General features: G+C 53.7%; 17 protein-coding genes and 1 pseudogene. 7 read left to right on the top strand and 11 right to left on the bottom strand.

Going from position 1 to position 17,491, the window contains the following annotated elements; all coding sequences use genetic code 11:
- Positions 1-6: 6 nt before the first annotated feature.
- The 5 genes and pseudogenes from cspE to mgrB all read right to left on the bottom strand — a co-directional run bounded on the left by cspE (position 7) and on the right by mgrB (position 2,420).
- Positions 7-216 (bottom strand): transcription antiterminator/RNA stability regulator CspE, encoded by a 210-nt coding sequence (gene cspE, locus ACTJI7_RS12195; RefSeq protein WP_001062678.1) that lies wholly within the window; start codon positions 214-216, stop codon positions 7-9.
- 13 nt (positions 217-229) lie between these two features.
- Positions 230-374 (bottom strand): annotated as a pseudogene (locus tag ACTJI7_RS12190) (DUF2627 domain-containing protein).
- 524 nt (positions 375-898) lie between these two features.
- Positions 899-1,888, bottom strand: coding sequence for an MBL fold metallo-hydrolase (locus tag ACTJI7_RS12185; RefSeq protein WP_072201652.1), 990 nt, complete (start codon positions 1,886-1,888; stop codon positions 899-901).
- A gap of 23 nt (positions 1,889-1,911) precedes the next feature.
- Positions 1,912-2,202 carry a YebO family protein gene (locus ACTJI7_RS12180; RefSeq protein WP_192978712.1) on the bottom strand — a complete coding sequence of 97 codons (291 nt, stop codon included), beginning with the start codon at positions 2,200-2,202 and terminating at the stop codon, positions 1,912-1,914.
- A 74-nt stretch (positions 2,203-2,276) separates the two neighbouring features.
- Positions 2,277-2,420 carry a PhoP/PhoQ regulator MgrB gene (gene mgrB / locus ACTJI7_RS12175; protein ID WP_006175995.1) on the bottom strand — a complete coding sequence of 48 codons (144 nt, stop codon included), beginning with the start codon at positions 2,418-2,420 and terminating at the stop codon, positions 2,277-2,279.
- Between the two features lie 159 nt (positions 2,421-2,579).
- Here mgrB and ACTJI7_RS12170 point away from each other — a divergent pair, with 159 nt between their 5' ends.
- A complete protein-coding gene (locus ACTJI7_RS12170; RefSeq protein WP_100170092.1) occupies positions 2,580-2,819 on the top strand; it encodes a YobH family protein in 240 nt (79 codons plus the stop codon).
- A 64-nt stretch (positions 2,820-2,883) separates the two neighbouring features.
- Here ACTJI7_RS12170 and kdgR read toward each other — a convergent pair whose 3' ends face one another.
- The gene (gene kdgR, locus ACTJI7_RS12165; protein ID WP_192978710.1) at positions 2,884-3,675 is read right to left on the bottom strand and encodes a DNA-binding transcriptional regulator KdgR; all 792 of its coding nucleotides are present in this window, start codon (positions 3,673-3,675) and stop codon (positions 2,884-2,886) included.
- 178 nt (positions 3,676-3,853) lie between these two features.
- Between kdgR and ACTJI7_RS12160 the strand changes: the two genes are divergently transcribed.
- Entirely contained in the window at positions 3,854-5,227 is a 1,374-nt protein-coding gene (locus ACTJI7_RS12160) for an MFS transporter (protein ID WP_041909476.1), read from the top strand.
- Positions 5,228-5,277: 50 nt separating this feature from the next.
- Here the strand turns inward: ACTJI7_RS12160 and htpX are convergent, their stop codons facing one another.
- The 4 genes from htpX to ACTJI7_RS12140 form a co-directional block, all read right to left on the bottom strand.
- Positions 5,278-6,159: a protease HtpX gene (gene htpX, locus ACTJI7_RS12155; RefSeq protein WP_010432647.1), complete on the bottom strand. Its 882-nt coding sequence runs from the start codon at positions 6,157-6,159 to the stop codon at positions 5,278-5,280.
- A 193-nt stretch (positions 6,160-6,352) separates the two neighbouring features.
- Positions 6,353-8,401 (bottom strand): carboxy terminal-processing peptidase, encoded by a 2,049-nt coding sequence (prc, locus tag ACTJI7_RS12150; protein WP_063155627.1) that lies wholly within the window; start codon positions 8,399-8,401, stop codon positions 6,353-6,355.
- A 19-nt stretch (positions 8,402-8,420) separates the two neighbouring features.
- Positions 8,421-9,107, bottom strand: coding sequence for an RNA chaperone ProQ (proQ, locus tag ACTJI7_RS12145; protein WP_028013543.1), 687 nt, complete (start codon positions 9,105-9,107; stop codon positions 8,421-8,423).
- A 96-nt stretch (positions 9,108-9,203) separates the two neighbouring features.
- Positions 9,204-9,701, bottom strand: coding sequence for a GAF domain-containing protein (locus tag ACTJI7_RS12140; RefSeq protein ID WP_008500476.1), 498 nt, complete (start codon positions 9,699-9,701; stop codon positions 9,204-9,206).
- Positions 9,702-9,833: 132 nt separating this feature from the next.
- Here ACTJI7_RS12140 and yebS point away from each other — a divergent pair, with 132 nt between their 5' ends.
- The 4 genes from yebS to ACTJI7_RS12120 all read left to right on the top strand — a co-directional run bounded on the left by yebS (position 9,834) and on the right by ACTJI7_RS12120 (position 15,584).
- The gene (gene yebS, locus ACTJI7_RS12135; protein WP_041909475.1) at positions 9,834-11,117 is read left to right on the top strand and encodes a membrane integrity lipid transport subunit YebS; all 1,284 of its coding nucleotides are present in this window, start codon (positions 9,834-9,836) and stop codon (positions 11,115-11,117) included.
- Positions 11,086-13,719 (top strand): PqiB family protein, encoded by a 2,634-nt coding sequence (locus tag ACTJI7_RS12130; protein ID WP_045260305.1) that lies wholly within the window; start codon positions 11,086-11,088, stop codon positions 13,717-13,719. Before yebS ends, ACTJI7_RS12130 begins: the two co-directional genes overlap by 32 nt.
- A 71-nt stretch (positions 13,720-13,790) precedes the next feature.
- Positions 13,791-15,239, top strand: coding sequence for a 16S rRNA (cytosine(1407)-C(5))-methyltransferase RsmF (gene rsmF, locus ACTJI7_RS12125; RefSeq protein WP_440670319.1), 1,449 nt, complete (start codon positions 13,791-13,793; stop codon positions 15,237-15,239).
- Positions 15,240-15,344: 105 nt separating this feature from the next.
- The gene (locus ACTJI7_RS12120; protein WP_008500472.1) at positions 15,345-15,584 is read left to right on the top strand and encodes a YebV family protein; all 240 of its coding nucleotides are present in this window, start codon (positions 15,345-15,347) and stop codon (positions 15,582-15,584) included.
- Positions 15,585-15,618: 34 nt separating this feature from the next.
- On the opposite strand, the gene pphA is transcribed toward ACTJI7_RS12120, so the two are convergent.
- A complete protein-coding gene (pphA, locus tag ACTJI7_RS12115; RefSeq protein ID WP_041909471.1) occupies positions 15,619-16,263 on the bottom strand; it encodes a protein-serine/threonine phosphatase in 645 nt (214 codons plus the stop codon).
- Between the two features lie 168 nt (positions 16,264-16,431).
- On the opposite strand from pphA, the gene ACTJI7_RS12110 reads away from it, so the two are divergent.
- Complete coding sequence (locus tag ACTJI7_RS12110; RefSeq protein WP_192978705.1) at positions 16,432-17,373, top strand: VirK/YbjX family protein; 942 nt, start codon at positions 16,432-16,434, stop codon at positions 17,371-17,373.
- The last annotated feature ends 118 nt before the right edge of the window (positions 17,374-17,491 follow it).

Genomic DNA, 17,491 nt, shown 5'->3' with positions numbered 1-17,491 from the left:
GTTCGATCAGATAGCAGTTACGTTAACTGCAGCTGGGCCTTTCTGGCCGTCCTGAATTTCGAACTCAACGTTCTGGCCTTCGGCCAGAGTTTTGAAGCCGTTACCCTGGATTGCAGAGAAGTGTACGAACACGTCTTTGCTGCCATCAGCAGGAGTAATGAAACCAAAACCTTTAGACTCGTTGAACCACTTAACTTGACCTTTAATCTTTGCCATTTTGCAAAATTCCTTAGAGTGTTTTCTTAGCCCGCAGGCATTAACTGAGATAAAACTGAGACATTACTGCATGAGGCACTAATATAAGGTTCGGCAGAGAAGCGGTATTCAACGACAACGTGTTTACTCAGGACTTCTTTACTGAAAATGCCACACATAAACAGAACTGTACCTCGTTTGACCCAAAACGTGTTATCACACACTATGTTTAATATGGCAAGCCATTTTTAAACATGTCTCGATCCGCCGCACAAATTCGAACACTGTCTGTAAGGAATTGCACAATTATGCGCTTCTCAAACAGACGGCTATACTCCCTTACACAGACTCAACGCTGCTTGCACAACCGCTGTAATCTAAGACTTTTTTAACATAGCTCAATCATTACAATGCGTCCAGCAGTCGGGAAAAGAAATCTTTGGCGTTGATTGAGTTAGAACAAATTGTGAAAACTTATGCTTAAATCATTGTAACGTGACCGTATTGTTTCAGCCAAAAACGATGTTAATAATCCGCACCCTTCTGTATTAAAATCCATCAGGTAATTAGCAGTGTTATGCACCAAAATAATGAAATTTTTATGACTCTGCATCAAAACAAGGCAAGCAAAACGTTTCGATAAAATTAAAATTTTCCTGACGACGAATACATACACAATATACGCAACAATTTATCGCTTCGTTTATAAGGGTAAATACTCGCCAACTTTCAGTATCCTGAAAGTATTATTAACTGGTGCTACATTATCCAGCGCATCAGTTAATTCTTTTATGGGGTCATCCAGCGCTTCATCCGCCAGCTCAAACACGCCCCAGTGAACAGGGAACGCCAGCGGGCAACCTAACTGTTGCCACAGCGCAACGGCAGACTGGGGATCCATATGGTGTACGGCCATAAACCATCGTGGAGCATAGGCGCCAACGGGCAATGCTGCAGCATCAATTTTCCCCAAACGTTCCGGTATCATCAGCAGCTCAGGCGAATAGCCGGTATCGCCACTAAACCAGAACCGGTGATGCCGCCCTTCAAAGACCCAGCCGCACCACAATGAGCGATTGCGGTTCCAGAGCGTGCGCATACTCCAGTGCTGCGCCGGTACGGCGGATAATGTTATCCCCTGCCAGGTAAAACTCTGCCACCAGTCGAGCTCAACCACTTGTTTTGCGCCCCGGCGGCGAAACCAGCCGCCCAGGCCTAAAGGAACAAACACGCTAACGTCCGGAAAGCGTTTGAGAATGTGGCGAACAGTGAGTTCATCAAGATGATCGTAATGGTTATGCGAGATAACGACCGCGTCAAGCTGGTGCAGTTGATCGACAGAGAGTGCCGGAGGCGTTCTACGCTGCGGCCCTAAGAAAGGAAGTGGCGAAGCGCGCCTTGAAAAAACGGGATCGGTAAGAAGGATATTGCCGTCCAGCTGCAGCAGTATGCTCGCATGTCCGAGCCACCACGCCCCATCCTGCTGCGGCTGCTGAAGATCGGCCGGTTGCCACCACCGCCGGATAAAGTCATCGTAGCCGAGCGCGGGCGGCTTCGGTAAGCCAGCTGCTTTGCGTTCTTTGCGCCAGCGGTCAAGGTCGCCAGGCTGGTGTCCTGCAGAAGTGGTATTACGAAAACCGTTTGGGGTGTGATGTTTCAGGGAGGGGTCATACCAGGGATTTTTCCAGACCACTGCCACCTCCCGGAATAATACGATTAACGCTCAGCCACCAGGCGGATAAAATCGTCTTGATCGTTGTTCTCGTCAGCGACCGCTTCTTTTTGTGATTCTTTCTCTTCCGGCTCGTTAGCCTCGCACAGACGACGCAACAGTACATTCTGCCGTTTTTGCTGCTCAAGCAGCGCTTCCAGCAGTTCGATCTGCTCATTGGTACGTGAACTGGCACGGTTTACGAAAAACCAAATGACCAGCCCCACCAGCAGAACAACCAAAGAGATCGTCAGGGATGCCATATTTAGCAGCCCTGAATTCAGTAACTCACCCATTTCACCACCTCAATAAAAACGTCTATTTTACCACTGGCGCGAAGGAAGGAAATCACCTGAAGAAAAAATGCGTGCTACCACGGAATAAACTTATTGATTGCGCAAACGCCGCTAAAAAACTGTACATCCTGATCGCACATCACGTTGATAGTCTGCGTCCACAATACCACGCACGCTATCAGCACGATAATCAGAATCACCCAGCGTATTTTTTTCACTCCACACTCCGTTTACAGACCTGATATGACCAGGTTATCACGGTTATCTTAAACAAGGACTAACTGTAGCGCCATCAGGCTCTTTTCAGAATCCTGCACTTGTTTCATTACGTAAACCGGTTAGGCTAGCATCATGATAACAATGATAAAGAGGTAATAATGCGCTTAATTATTCGTACAATTGTTGCACTGGCGATACTCTGGATTGGCCTTCTTTTAACGGGTTATGGCGTGCTGATGGGAAGCACCGAAAACGCCGCAGGGTTAGGCATTCAATGTAAGTATTTAACAGCACAGGGAGTCAGCACGGCGCAGTATCTCCATTCGGATAGCGGGATCATTGGGTTAACCAACTGCCCGGTACTGCGTAAGACCTCCGTCGTGATTGATAATGGCTGAGCCACAGCGTTAACGACGAATAAAAAACGCCGCAAAAATGCGGCGTTTTTTATGCTAACCGGGGTTAGAACGGATAGTCGTGGTAACCCATCTGTTCAGAAATCTTACGCGCGGCGGTATGCAGAATAGCCACGTACTCGTGCAGGCGCTCTTCCGAGAAGCGAAGCGTTGGGAAAGAGATGCTCAACCCCGCGATCACGACGCCAAAACGGTCAAACACCGGAACGCCAATACAGCGCAGCCCTTCTTCCTGCTCTTCGTTATCTTCGCCGTACCCTTGCTCACGCACCTTGTCGAGCACCATTAATAACTCATCGGTGTTAGTAATGGTGCGTTCAGTGCTGCGTTTGTACTCCACGCCATCGAGGATCTGTTTAACTTCTTCACGATCGCGCCACGCCAGCAGAACCTTACCGATTGCCGTGCTGTAAAGCGGGTTGCGACGACCAATGCGCGAATACATACGCAGGTTATACATGGAGTCAATTTTATGGATGTAAACAATACTGTCTTCATCCAGCGCGCCCAGGTGGATAGTCTCTTTGGTCAGGCGGGAGATCTCGCGCATCTGAATATCCGCGCTGCGGATCAGATCCACGTTTTGCAATGCCCGGGCACCCAGTTCAAACAGTTTCAGCGTCAGAGAATATTTTTCAGATTCGCCTTCCTGTGCAACGTAACCCAGTGATTTCATGGTTTGCAAAAAGCGGTAAACGGTGCTTTTCGACATCATCACGCGCTGTGACAACTCTGTGATACCAATTTCACGCTCTTCCCCGAGCGCCTGTAAGATGCCAAACACTTTCAGCACGGAAGAAACTGAATCTGGCTGTTTATCCAAATCCGCAATTGCCATTTACCACCTCATAGAGAGTGTTTTATAAAAATCAGAACCGGTTTTTATTATAAATTCCCGTCATGTTACCTGCAATCAATCCGCGTTTACTTCGTTACAAATCTGCGACATAAAACGGTGTTAACGATGTTAAAATAGTTACCCTGAGAATAATTTCACTCTGAGCTATTTATCCCCGATGGAAAAGAACCTTTCCGATGGCCTGCCTTTGCCCCAGCGGTATGGCGCTATCGCTACGATTATTATTGGTATCTCAATGGCCGTTCTTGACGGCGCGATTGCGAACGTTGCCCTTCCCACCATTGCCACCGATCTGCATGCTTCCCCGGCCAGTTCGATATGGATTGTTAACGCCTATCAGATTGCGATTGTGGTTTCCCTGCTCTCCTTCTCTTTTCTGGGCGATATGTTCGGCTACCGTCGGGTATATCAGTGCGGGCTGGTGGTATTTACCTTTACATCACTGCTGTGCGCCCTTTCGGACTCTCTGCATACGCTGACGCTGGCGCGCATCGCGCAAGGTTTTGGCGGCGCGGCGCTGATGAGCGTCAATACGGCGCTAATCCGCTTAATCTATCCGCACCGCCATCTGGGCCGCGGCATGGGGATAAATTCGTTTATTGTCGCGGTCTCTTCTGCCGCCGGGCCAACGATTGCAGCGGCCATTCTTTCTGTCGCCTCGTGGCAGTGGCTGTTCGCCATAAACGTGCCGCTGGGTATCGTGGCCATCTTCTTTGCCCTGCGATTTCTCCCCGCTAACGGCCCGAAAAGCACCATGCCGCGCTTTGACGTAGCAAGCGCGGTGATGAATGCGCTCACCTTTGGTCTGCTGATTACCGCCCTGAGCGGTTTTGCGCAGGGTCAATCCCTGATGCTAACCGCCGTGGAGCTTGTTGCCCTGCTGGTGACGGGCTTCTTCTTTGTTCGCCGCCAGCTTTCCCTGCCGGTGCCCTTACTGCCGGTCGATCTGCTGCGTATTCCCCTCTTTTCGCTTTCCATCTGCACCTCTGTCTGCTCCTTCTGCGCCCAGATGCTGGCTCTGGTTTCTCTGCCCTTCTTCCTGCAAAGCGTGATAGGACGTTCCGAAGTGGAGACCGGGCTGCTGTTAACCCCCTGGCCGCTGGCGACGATGGTGATGGCACCCCTGGCAGGTTATTTAATAGAACGTGTACATGCCGGTTTGTTGGGCGCGGTGGGGCTGGCCGTGATGGCAACAGGTCTTTTCGCGCTGGCGCTGCTTCCATCATCGCCAGGGGATCTGGACATCATCTGGCGCATGATCCTGTGCGGAGCCGGGTTTGGCCTGTTTCAGTCCCCCAACAACCACACCATTATTACCTCTGCGCCGCGCCACCGCAGCGGAGGGGCCAGCGGCATGCTGGGGACCGCGCGTCTGCTGGGGCAAAGTACAGGTGCGGCGCTGGTTGCCCTGATGTTTAACCTTGCCGGGCAAAACGGCAACCACGTTGCGCTTCTCACCGCAGGTGCGCTTGCCACCCTTGCAGCCATCGTCAGCGGGTTGCGCGTGACCCAACCCGGCGTTCAGGCATAAAAAAAGCCGGGCGGAGTCTTCTCCTGCCCGGCTTATTTAAGCGCTTAGCGTTACTTCAGGTATTCTCCACTGCGCAGCGCTTCAATACGTTTATCCAGCGGCGGGTGAGACATAAACAGCTCGCTCAGCGACTTTGATTTGCCGTTGATGCAGAATGCCATCATGCTGTTCGCTTCCTGCGGCTCGTAGCTGGTTTTCAGACGCTGCAGAGCAGCTATCATCTTTTCACGCCCTACCAGCTTCGCTGAACCGGCATCCGCATGGAACTCACGGTGACGGGAGAACCACATGGTGATAATGCTGGCCAGAATACCGAACACCAGTTCCAGCACCATCGATACGGCAAAGTAGATCAGCGGATTACCGTTGCTCTCTTCACCTTCATCACGGTTGCCGCCCATGAAGCCAGCCGCAATCTGCGCCAGGATACGGGAGATGAAGATAACGAAGGTGTTCACCACGCCCTGAATCAGGGTCATGGTCACCATGTCACCGTTGGCGATATGGCTGATTTCGTGCGCGATAACCGCTTCGGCTTCGTCACGGCTCATGTTCTGCAACAACCCGGTGCTCACGGCGACCAGCGACGCATCACGACGGGCACCCGTAGCAAACGCGTTGATATCCGGGGCATGGTAAATAGCAACCTGCGGCATCGCAATGCCTGCCTGCTTAGACTGCTGTGCCACCGTATTCATCAGCCACTGTTCCATATCGTTACGCGGCTGTTCAATCACCTCACCGCCTACGGATTTCAGCGCCATCCACTTTGACATCAGCAGGGAAATGAAAGAGCCACCAAAACCAAACAGCAGCGCCATAATCAACAGACCCTGAACGCTGCTCGACTGAATTCCCGTCAGGCTTAGCACTAGCCCGAAAACCACCATCACCGCCAGGTTGGTGAGCAGGAAGAGCGCGATTCGCATCATAATTTTCTTTTAACCTCAGTTTAACAAAACGCACTATGCGATTACCCACATCGTATGGGTATTACGGCTATTTTCAAGCATCCGGTGGGCGTAAGTCACCAGAAAGACACAACTTTACACAATTGGAAATCAGCCTGACGGAAGGATGCAGAACAAAAAGAAACAGGCACAATTTCTTGTGCCTGTTGGGAGATTATTTTGCCGGAGCGGGCTGTACGGCAGGCTTCTCTTTTTCCAGATTCGCCAGGTCGAGCGCGATATGCACCGTCTCGTCCAGGTACGGATCCGGCTCCTGGTAATCTTTTGGCAGATCGTCCAGTTTCTTGAGCAGAGGCTTACCTTCTCGCTTGAAGCGATCGTTGATACGCGCCAGACGCGTTGCGTCGTCCTCGTTGTTCTCCTTTTCACGCTGAGTGTAGTTCAGAGAAACAATATTCCGCTTATCTTTCAGGGCATTGAAACGCGCAATGTCCTTCATGATGTACTGGAATTCCGGGTCTTTCGCGATGCGTTCATTATGCGCTTTCAGCAGCTCAGGGCCAAACTGCGTCATATCACCCGCCTTCACGAATGTCGCAGCATTGATGCTGTCCCACGGCAACGCGTTATCTTCAAACTTCTCGCCGGTTTCGGTCTCTTCCGTGCCGGTCGGCATCATGATATCCGGCGTTACGCCTTTACGCTGCGTACTGCCGCCGTTAACGCGGTAGAACTTCTGAATGGTGTACTGAACGGAGCCCAGCGCAGGCCATTCCGGACGCAGCATCTGATCGTAAATACGATTCAGCGAGCGATACTGCTGAACAGTACCTTTGCCGAAGGTGGGCTCACCCACGATTAGCGCGCGGCCATAGTCCTGCATTGCAGCGGCAAAGATTTCAGATGCGGACGCGCTAAAGCGGTCAACCAGGACCACCAGCGGGCCTTTGTAATAGACCACACCGTCGTTATCAGCATCTTCACGAACTTTACCGTTGTTATCACGCACCTGTACAACCGGGCCAGACGGGATAAATAGGCCTGAGAGCGACACCGCTTCGGTCAGAGCACCGCCACCGTTCGTGCGCAGGTCGATAATGACGCTGCTCACGTTCTGCTTCTCAAGTTTCTGCAGCTGAACTTTTACATCGTCTGTCAGCCCCACGTAGAAGCCAGGGATATCCAGGACACCCACCTTCTCTTTACCCACGGTTTTGACCGACATTTTCACCGCGCGGTCTTCCAGACGGATACGCTCGCGGGTCAGGGTCACGATACGGGTTTTGGTGCCTTTACCGGCAGGCAGAATTTCCAGACGAACTTTGCTGCCTTTCGGACCTTTGATCAGCGCAACCACATCGTCCAGACGCCAGCCAATGACATCAACCATGCTCTGACCGGTTTGTCCTACCCCCACAATGCGATCGCCTACGCTTATCGCTTTGCTTTTGGATGCCGGGCCGCCCGCGACCATGGAGTTGATCACCGTGTAGTCATCATCCATTTGCAGTACCGCGCCAATACCTTCCAGAGACAGGCTCATCTCAGTATTGAACTGTTCGGTATTGCGTGGAGAGAGATAGTTGGTGTGCGGATCGATTTCGTGCGCAAAGGCGGTCATCGCCAGCGAGAAAACATCTTCACTGTTGGTCTGCGCCAGACGGCGAATGGCAAATTTGTAACGACGCGTCAGCGTGTCGCGGATCTCTTTTTCATCTTTGCCGGTCAGCTTGAGGCTCAGCTCGTCGTATTTGACCTTTCCATCCCACAGCGCGTTCAGCTCGGCTTCGTCTTTCGGCCAGGGCGCTTTGCTGCGATCGAGATTAAAGGTGTCGTTGCCGGTGAAGTCCATGGGACGTTCCAGCACTTTCAGCGCGTACTGATAGCGTTCAAAGCGGCGCTTTTGCGACAGGTTGTAGAGATCGTAGAACAGATCCAGCTTGCCTGACCGCAGCTCATCACCCACCTCGGATTTGCGCTTAGCGAACTGCTCGACATCGCTGGCGAGCAAAACGTTATGGCTGTAATCCAGCAAGTTCAGATAGCGGTCAAAGATTTTGGCCGAAAAGGCCTGATCGAGATCGAACTGACGATAGTGCGAGCGGGTAAAGCGAGAGGTTACACGTTCGCTTACCGTCGCGTGCTGCGTCTCTTCCTTGAGTACCGGAATTTGATCAACACGCGTGATATCGTCCACTGCGAAAGCGTGACCTGTTATGGCAAACAGGCCCGCCAGCGCGGTGAGCTTAAAAAAAGTGTTCATGCCAGGCTTGGCCTCCGTTTCAGAACAACAAGTGTTCTGCGCGTACAATCATTGACATACCAGAAGTCAGCTGTACACGAACGCCATCTTTGGTGATTTCCAGTACGGTGGCGTCCATTGCGTTGTTGCCCGCTTTTACTTTCAGAGCCTGACCCACGCTCAGGGCGTTAATGTCAGAAACCGGAGTATGGCGCTGCTCTTCACGAGGCGCACGAGGGGCTTTCGCTGCTGGTTTGTCTGCACGCGGTTTGCGATCGTTATTGTCGTGACGACGCGGCGCAGGACGTGGTTTACGCTCACGACGAGGCGCTTCTTCCTGGCCGTTTGCCGCTGCGGCTTCGCGTTTTTTCGCCTGCTGTTCTGCACGTTGTGCCTGAACGCGTGCTTTGGCTTCTTCCAGCTGCTTGCGCGCGTGTTCTACGTGCTGCTCGTCCAGCTCGCCACAAGGGTTGCCGTCCAGATCCACGCGGGTCGCGCCCGGTTTGATACCGTACAGGTAACGCCAGCTCGAAGTATAAAGACGTAAGGCAGAACGCAGCTGAGTTTTGCTGAGGTTCATTTCCCCTTCAACACGCGCTACCAGATCCTGAAAAATACCGACTTTCAGGGGACGTGCTTCACCTTCCGCGCTGAAGCACTGCGGGAAACGCTCGGCCAGAAATGCGATAACTTCTTTACTGCTATTCAACTTAGGTTGATTTTCCATGAAATTTCCTGATTACAACGGACGTTGCCAACAAGCGCAGGCATGAACAGGCGTCATTATAATGACGCTATCAGTAAATGCTACGTTATCCGTTGATTATCCTGCGACGCTCGCAAAGAATTTTTGATAATCGGTTGCAGCGAGGACGTTTTCCAGATTCGCCACCAGCTCGCGCAGCCCCTGTTCGTCCTCGGTTGTAAAGCGACTGAAGACCGTACTGTCGATATCCAGAACGCCAATAATCTGATTTTTTACCACCAGCGGCAGAACGATCTCTGAATTGCTGGCAGCATCACAGGCGATATGACCGTCAAAGGCATGAACATCTTCCACGCGCTGAACCTGATTCTCGGCCACCGCGGTACCGCATACGCCGCGCCCTACCGGAATACGCACGCAGGCCAGTTTGCCCTGAAACGGACCCAGCACCAGCGTTTCACCTTCCAGGAGATAAAAGCCAGCCCAGTTCACATCGGATAGCCGTTCGAACAGCAATGCGCTAGTATTTGCCAGAGTGGCTAAGAAGCTGGTTTCACCTGCCATCAATGCCTTAAAATCGCGGTTCAGATCCGCGTAGAATTCTGTTTTGTTCATTATTCAATCACTTAGTTGTCTTACAAAATTACCGCATAGCCTATTAAAATAAGCAATAAATGCGCTCATGCTCAAGATGAATCCGTTCATGAGTTAATATAACGTTCAACAATACTTATTTGCGCGCAGCTGATGGCCTTAAAAACAACCAAAATTACGCCGACAAAAAAGATAACTGTCCATACGGTAAGCGACGCTTTGCCTCGTGCACATTATCAGCGTTGCCCCCAGTGCGATACGCTTTTTATGTTGCCGAAGATGAAATCGCACCAAAGCGCCTTTTGTCCCCGCTGCGACGCTAAAATTCGTGACGGCCGCGACTGGTCGTTAACCCGCCTTGCCGCTATGGCCGTTACCATGCTGCTGCTGATGCCTTTCGCCTGGACCGAACCGCTTCTGAAGCTTTACCTGCTTGGTGTGCGCATTGACGCTAACGTGCTGCAGGGTATCTGGCAGATGACGAGCCAGGGCGATCCTCTCACCGCCGCCATGGTACTGTTCTGCGTTGTCGGCGCGCCGCTGGTGCTGGTTGCAGCCATTGCCTACCTGTGGTTTGGTAACATCCTGGGAATGAACCTGCGTCCGGTATTGCTGATGCTGGAAAAGCTTAAAGAGTGGGTCATGCTGGATATCTATCTGGTGGGCGTGGGCGTGGCATCAATCAAGGTGCAGGACTATGCCTTTCTGCAGCCGGGCGTCGGGCTTTTTGCCTTTATCTGCCTGGTATTGCTCAGCATCCTGACACTGATCCACCTGAACGTTGAGCAGCTTTGGGAGCGTTTTTACCCGCAGCGCCCTGCCACCCGCCCGGATGAAAACCTCCGCGTCTGTCTGGGATGCCATTACACCGGGTTGCCCGACAAGCGTGGACGCTGCCCGCGCTGCCACATACCGTTGAGGTTACGACGCAACAACAGCCTGCAAAAATGCTGGGCGGCGCTGATTGCCTCCCTGGTGTTTCTGTTCCCGGCCAATATGCTGCCGATATCCATTATTTACGTGAACGGTGGCCGTCAGGAAGATACTATCCTCTCCGGTATTATCTCCCTTGCACACAGTAACGTTGGGGTGGCGGCCATCGTCTTTATTGCCAGTATCCTGGTTCCCTTTACCAAAGTGGTGGTGATGTTTACCCTGCTCGTCAGCATTCACTTTAAGTGTGAACAAGGTTTACGTACCCGTATTCTGCTTCTGCGATTCGTCACCTGGATTGGCCGCTGGTCAATGCTGGATCTGTTTGTGATTTCGCTGATGATGTCGCTGATCAATCGCGACCAGCTTCTTGCTTTTACTATGGGACCCGCGGCTTTTTATTTCGGCTCTGCGGTGATATTGACTATTCTTGCTGTGGAATGGCTGGATAGCCGCTTACTTTGGGATGCACATGAGTCAGGAAACCCCCGCTTCGCCGACTGAAGCGAGAATTAAAACTAAACGCCGCATTTCGCCATTCTGGTTGCTGCCCGTCATCGCCCTGATGATTGCAGGCTGGCTTATCTGGACGAGCTATGAAGATCGCGGCAGTACCGTCACCATTGATTTTCAGACCGCCGACGGCATCGTCGCCGGACGAACCCCCGTTCGTTTTCAGGGGGTCGAAGTCGGTACGGTTCAGGACATCTCCCTTGGAAAAGGGCTTAACAAGATTCAGGTGCGGGTCAGTATTAAATCTGACATGCAGGATGCTCTTCGCAGCGAAACGCAGTTCTGGCTGGTGACGCCGAAAGCCTCCCTGGCCGGCGTGTCCGGGCTGGATGCGCTGGTTGGCGGCAACTACATCGGCATGATGCCGGGCAAGGGTGAACCGCAGGATCACTTTGTCGCGCTGGATACACAGCCGAAATACCGCCTCAATAACGGCGATCTGATGATCCATCTTCAGGCACCGGATTTGGGCTCGCTGAACAGCGGCTCGCTGGTCTACTTCCGCAAGATTCCGGTTGGCCGTGTGTATGATTACAGCATCAACCCGAATAAACAGGGCGTCACCATTGATGTGCTGATCGAGCGTCGCTTCACCAATCTGGTGAAAAAAGGCAGCCGCTTCTGGAATGTCTCCGGCGTCGATGCCGACCTCAGCCTGAGCGGTGCAAAAGTGAAGCTTGAAAGTCTGGCCGCCCTGGTTAACGGTGCCATTGCCTTTGACTCCCCGGAAAACTCAAGCCCTGCCACGGCCGATGACACGTTCGGTTTATATCCGGATCTGGCGCACAGCCAGCGTGGCGTGATCGTTAAGCTCGTTCTGCCTGATGCCAAAGGGCTGAAAGCGGGGTCAACGCCGCTGATGTACCAGGGACTGCAGGTCGGCCAGCTCACCAAAATGACGCTCAATCCGGGCGGCTCGGTCACGGGCGAAATGACGGTCGATCCGAGCGTGGTCGATCTCCTGCGCGAGAAAACGCGCATCGAGATGCGCAGCCCTAAACTCTCTCTGAACGATGCCAGCCTCAGCACGCTGCTGACCGGAAATACCTTTGAACTGATCCCCGGTGAAGGTCAGCCCAGCAATAGCTTCGTCATTGCCCCGGCGGATAAAGCGCTGCTGCAAAAACCGGGCGTCGTGACGGTTACGCTCAATGCGCCTGAAAGTTACGGTATTGAGGCCGGTCAGCCGCTGATTCTGCACGGCGTACAGGTGGGTCAGGTGCTGGAGCGAACGCTCTCCGAAAATGGCGTGAGCTTCTCGGTAGCTATCGATCCGCAATACAGCAACCTCGTCCATGGCGACAGTAAGTTCGTGGTGAACAGCCGCGTCGACGTGAAGGTGGGTCTGGACGGCGTGGAGTTCCTCGGCGCAAGCGCCAGCGAATGGGTTAACGGCGGTATTCGCATTTTGCCGGGCAATAAAGGCGCCGTTCGAGACAGCTACCCGCTGTACGCCAACCTGGACAAAGCGATTGAAAACAGCCTGAGCGATATGCCAACCACGACCCTGACCTTAAGCGCCGAGACGCTGCCTGACGTTCAGGCGGGCTCCGTGGTGCTCTACCGCAAATTTGAGGTTGGGGAGGTGATCGCCGTTCGCCCGCGTGCGGACGCGTTTGATATCGAATTGCATATCAAGCCCGAGTACCGCAAGCTGCTGACCCCAAACAGCGTCTTCTGGGCCGAGGGCGGCGCGAAGGTGCAGCTTAACGGCAACGGACTGACCGTGCAGGCCTCCCCGCTCTCGCGTGCGCTGCGCGGGGCGATCAGCTTTGATAACCTCAGCGGCGCGGGCGCGAACCTGCGTAAAGGCGATAAGCGAATTCTCTTCCCATCCGAAACCGCCGCGCGTGCCGTGGGTGGGCAGATTACCCTGCATGCGTTCGATGCCGGCAAGCTGGCGGAGGGCATGCCAATTCGCTACCTGGGCATTGATATCGGGCAGATCCAGAAGCTGACGCTCATCACCTCGCGCAACGAGGTGCAGGCCACCGCCGTGCTTTATCCGGAATATGTGCAGACCTTCGCCCGCTCGGGTTCCCGCTTCTCGGTGGTGACCCCACAAATTTCAGCCGCGGGCGTTGAGCATCTCGACACCATTCTGCAGCCTTACATCAACGTCGAGCCCGGCCAGGGCAAAGCCCGTCGTGATTTCGAGCTGCAGGAAGCTACCATTACCGACTCGCGCTACCTTGGCGGCCTGAGCATTGTAGTGGAAGTGCCGGAAGCGGGCTCGCTTGGCATCGGTACGCCGGTGCTGTTCCGCGGCATTGAGGTGGGTACGGTAACGGGCCTCACGCTCGGCACGCTCTCCGACCGCGTGATGGTGGCGCTACGCATCAGCGAGCGTTACCAGCATCTGGTGCGTAATAACTCGGTGTTCTGGCTGGCATCCGGCTATTCGCTGGACTTCGGCCTGACGGGTGGCGTGGTGAAAACCGGTACCTTCAACCAGTTCATCCGCGGCGGTATTGCCTTTGCCACCCCGCCGGGAACGCCGCTGGCCCCGAAAGCGCAGCCGGGTAAACACTTCCTGCTGCTGGAAAGCGAACCGAAAGAGTGGCGCGAATGGGGAACGGCCCTGCCGCGTTAATCTGACAGGCTCCGGTGTCAACGCACCGGAGCCTTTATGTTACACTGCGCACCTGAACTTTTCCCTGTGGTGTGCTCGTGGCTCAAAACTCCGTATTTCTTCCCGATCAATTCCTGGCGCAGATGCGCGAGGCGCTTCCCTCTCATCTGTCGCTGGACGATTTTATCGCCGCCTGTCAGCGTCCGTTACGCCGGAGCATCCGCGTTAATACGCTGAAAATCAGCGTCGAGGATTTTCTGGCGCTGGTTTCTCCGTACGGCTGGCAACTTACGCCGGTTCCGTGGTGTGAAGAGGGATTCTGGATCGACCGCGATGACGAAGACGCGGTGCCGCTGGGAAGTACCGCAGAACATCTGAGCGGTCTGTTTTATATTCAGGAAGCGAGCTCGATGCTACCGGTTGCCGCCCTGTTCGCCGACGGCAACGCGCCTGAACGCGTGATGGATGTCGCCGCCGCGCCCGGTTCGAAAACCACGCAGATTGCCGCGCGCATGGGCAATCGCGGAGCAATCCTCGCCAACGAATTTTCCGCCAGCCGCGTGAAGGTGTTGCATGCCAATATCAGCCGCTGCGGTATTCATAATGTCGCTCTTACGCACTTCGACGGTCGCGTCTTTGGCGCCGCCCTGCCGGAAATGTTTGATGCCATCCTGCTGGACGCCCCCTGCTCCGGTGAAGGGGTAGTGCGTAAAGATCCCGATGCGTTAAAGAACTGGTCCGTGGAGAGCAATCTTGAGATCGCCGCCACGCAGCGCGAGCTGATCGACAGCGCGTTCCACGCCCTGCACCCCGGCGGCACGCTGGTCTATTCAACGTGCACCTTAAACCGCGATGAAAACGAAGACGTCTGCCTGTGGCTGAAAGCGCAATACCCGGATGCGGTCGAGTTCCTGCCGCTTAACGATCTGTTTTCCTCGGCACAGGAGGCGGTCACGCCGGAAGGTTTCCTCCACGTGTTCCCGCAGATTTACGACTGCGAAGGGTTCTTTGTGGCGCGCCTGCGTAAAACGCAGGCGGTTGCTCCCCTGCCCGCCCCCAAATTCAAGGTCGGCAACTTCCCGTTTGCGCCGCTTAAAGGCCGCGACGTCGCGCAGCTTGAAGCCGCAGCCAGCAAGGTCGGGTTGCAGTGGGATGAGAGCATGCATCTCTGGCAGCGCGACAAAGAGGTGTGGCTTTTCCCGGCGAATATCGAGACACTGATTGGCAAAGTGCGTTTTTCCCGAATCGGGATCCGCCTTGCGGAGGTGCATAATAAAGGCTATCGCTGGCAGCACGAGGCGGTCATCGCGCTTGCCGGACACGAGAATACCTTTGCCCTGACGCACCAGGAAGCCGAAGAGTGGTACCGTGGCCGCGATGTTTATCCTGACAGCTCGCCTTCCGCAGATGAAGTGGTGGTGACCTATCAGGGATTCCCGCTGGGGCTGGCCAAAAAGGTCGGTTCAAGGCTTAAAAACAGCTATCCACGCGAACTGGTCCGGGATGGCCGACTGTTTACCGGTAACGATCGCACCGCCTGAAAAAAGCGCATTTTTTTACTGGCGATTTTGCTCTCCTTGTCTACGATCAAAAATGGATGCCCATACTGGTCATACCAGATTTTGACAACCGACCCGGAGAGCACTATGACGAAAACCAGCGTGCGTATTGGCGCTTTTGAGATCGACGACGCAGAACTGCGCGGCGAAGCACAAGGCGATCGAACGTTAAGTATTCCCTGCAAATCCGACCCGGATTTGTGCATGCAGCTCGATGCATGGGATGCAGACACCAGCGTCCCGGCAATACTTGATGGCGAACATTCTGTCCTTTACCGTGAGCATTACGATAGTAAAACCGATGCCTGGGTCATGCGTCTTGCCTGACCTAAAGAGAACCCGCCCGAAGGCGGGTTATTTATTACTGCAGCTGCGCCAGCGTAAAGTAACCGTCAAATACGGCCCCCGTATCAATGTAGTGCAGATTGTCGAAATCATACCTTCTGTCGACGGGCGTATGTCCGAACCAGAAGTGATCCGCCCCGCTAATTCCCTGCCCTTTGCCCACCATAAACCCCATCAGGCGGTCGCGATCCCATAACACGCGCTGGGCGCTTACCGGTTTTTCCCAGCGGTATTCCTCCGCCGGGTAATCAGCATGAGCAATAACGTTCAACCCGTTCGCGCAGGTAATTTCGATAATATGCGGTAACGCACGACATGCGTTAAGTAACGAGCGCGCCCGCTGCTGCTCCTCATGCTCAAGCCGCGAAAACCACATTCCGCCATTCATTGTCCAGAGCGCAAAATCATTATTATCCAGGCTATCTATTGCCATTTGCTCATGATTGCCCCGCACTGCTCGAAACCATTTCTCATTGATGAGCTGCAATGATTTCACACTGTCCGGACCACGATCGATCAGATCGCCAACGGATATAAGTAAATCCTCATAAGGATTGAAATGACGGCGTTTCAGTTCCTCCATGAGCCTCTGGTAACAGCCGTGTATGTCGCTGACAACCCATACGTGACGCCACTCTCCACCTTCTATTCGCTGATACATAAGGCCTCCCTTTAACAGTATAGCCGCCGTCAAAAGCGCAAGAAGATCAGCGCAGCCCTTACAAAGTAAAACAAACGGTAAACCAAAGAGAAATAAAGATCCGCGCGCTCTTAATCCCTTTTTACTGGCTCCTTAGAATAAGGGGAGATAAAAACGAGAGGTCTTCACGTGTCTAATACACAGCTACATAACGATGTTTTCTATCCGCATCGCACGAATATTATTTCCGAGCTGGTGAACGGTAAACGCGTCCCGGGGCCAATCTGGCGGAAACGCGACTACCGACTGAAGTTCCTTTTACGTTCCCTGCTCTTTTGGTCTTCCACCCATCGTATGCTGGAAGCCCTCGCTGGCCGTGACGATTTCGACAAACTGCTGACATCGCAAATTACGTTGCCCAGCAAGACCCATCGGCAGTACCTGATGCGCGGTCTGACGGCAAACGATCGCGCCGACGCTATCGTTAACCATTACTACTGGATCGATCGCCTGAAGGAGAGCCGTCTTGCCCAGGCTATGACCGGCGCGCAGGAACAACCTATTGCGGAGTTCCACGTCAAAGACGGCGTGACCTACACGGTTAATGCGTCTTCAGCTGGCAAAGCCGAGCGTGAAGGTGAGAGTACGCTCTGGCTGCGCGACAACGAGGATACGCTTCTTGCCAGCCTGACCTTTAGCGTCGCCCGCAGCAATGGCCAGCCCGTTGTGGTCATTGGCGGACTTCAGGGCCCCCGTCGCTGCGTGTCACGAGATGCCATTAAACTGGCAACTCGCGCCTGCCATGGCCTGTTTCCCAAGCGCGTGCTGATGGAGGTACTTTTCCAGCTGGCAGCGCAGTCATCTGTTCGGGCCATTTTTGCCGTCAGCGATGAGGGACACGTTTTCCGCGCGCTGCGCTATCGCCTCAGCAAAGGCCGTCATTTCCACGCCAGCTATGACGAATTCTGGGATTCTTTGGGTGGAAAAAAACTTTCCGCCTTCTGCTGGCAGCTGCCGCTGCAGATGGAGCGCAAATCCCTCGACGAGATAGCCAGTAAAAAACGTGCTGAATACCGTCGTCGCTTTGAACTGCTTGATGAAATTGAGGCGTCCGTTAAGTCCCATTTCTAATCGCGACAAGCGTTTTCGCTCTCAGCACAGAGAATGCACTCGGTTTGAGAAAGGAATGATAAAGCAGAGCACTCTTGCATATGCCAGGGGTGCTCAGTTAGCATTGCGCGAAATGAAA

Source organism: Enterobacter sp. 22499 (genome assembly GCF_052044815.1).
GTDB lineage: Bacteria > Pseudomonadota > Gammaproteobacteria > Enterobacterales > Enterobacteriaceae > Enterobacter > Enterobacter bugandensis.
Note: the sequence above shows the minus strand (reverse complement) of the source record. Positions and strands in the feature narration are given on the sequence as shown.

What these genes read in the sequence shown, in the direction of transcription:
- cspE (WP_001062678.1), bottom strand. Translation starts at nt 216, where the DNA reads ATGGCAAAGATTAAAGGTCAAGTTAAGTGGTTCAACGAGTCTAAAGGT.
- ACTJI7_RS12180 (WP_192978712.1), bottom strand. Translation starts at nt 2,202, where the DNA reads ATGGGTGAGTTACTGAATTCAGGGCTGCTAAATATGGCATCCCTGACG.
- ACTJI7_RS12170 (WP_100170092.1), top strand. Translation starts at nt 2,580, where the DNA reads ATGCGCTTAATTATTCGTACAATTGTTGCACTGGCGATACTCTGGATT.
- kdgR (WP_192978710.1), bottom strand. Translation starts at nt 3,675, where the DNA reads ATGGCAATTGCGGATTTGGATAAACAGCCAGATTCAGTTTCTTCCGTG.
- ACTJI7_RS12160 (WP_041909476.1), top strand. Translation starts at nt 3,854, where the DNA reads ATGGAAAAGAACCTTTCCGATGGCCTGCCTTTGCCCCAGCGGTATGGC.
- htpX (WP_010432647.1), bottom strand. Translation starts at nt 6,159, where the DNA reads ATGATGCGAATCGCGCTCTTCCTGCTCACCAACCTGGCGGTGATGGTG.
- prc (WP_063155627.1), bottom strand. Translation starts at nt 8,401, where the DNA reads ATGAACACTTTTTTTAAGCTCACCGCGCTGGCGGGCCTGTTTGCCATA.
- proQ (WP_028013543.1), bottom strand. Translation starts at nt 9,107, where the DNA reads ATGGAAAATCAACCTAAGTTGAATAGCAGTAAAGAAGTTATCGCATTT.
- ACTJI7_RS12140 (WP_008500476.1), bottom strand. Translation starts at nt 9,701, where the DNA reads ATGAACAAAACAGAATTCTACGCGGATCTGAACCGCGATTTTAAGGCA.
- yebS (WP_041909475.1), top strand. Translation starts at nt 9,834, where the DNA reads ATGGCCTTAAAAACAACCAAAATTACGCCGACAAAAAAGATAACTGTC.
- ACTJI7_RS12130 (WP_045260305.1), top strand. Translation starts at nt 11,086, where the DNA reads ATGAGTCAGGAAACCCCCGCTTCGCCGACTGAAGCGAGAATTAAAACT.
- ACTJI7_RS12120 (WP_008500472.1), top strand. Translation starts at nt 15,345, where the DNA reads ATGACGAAAACCAGCGTGCGTATTGGCGCTTTTGAGATCGACGACGCA.
- pphA (WP_041909471.1), bottom strand. Translation starts at nt 16,263, where the DNA reads ATGTATCAGCGAATAGAAGGTGGAGAGTGGCGTCACGTATGGGTTGTC.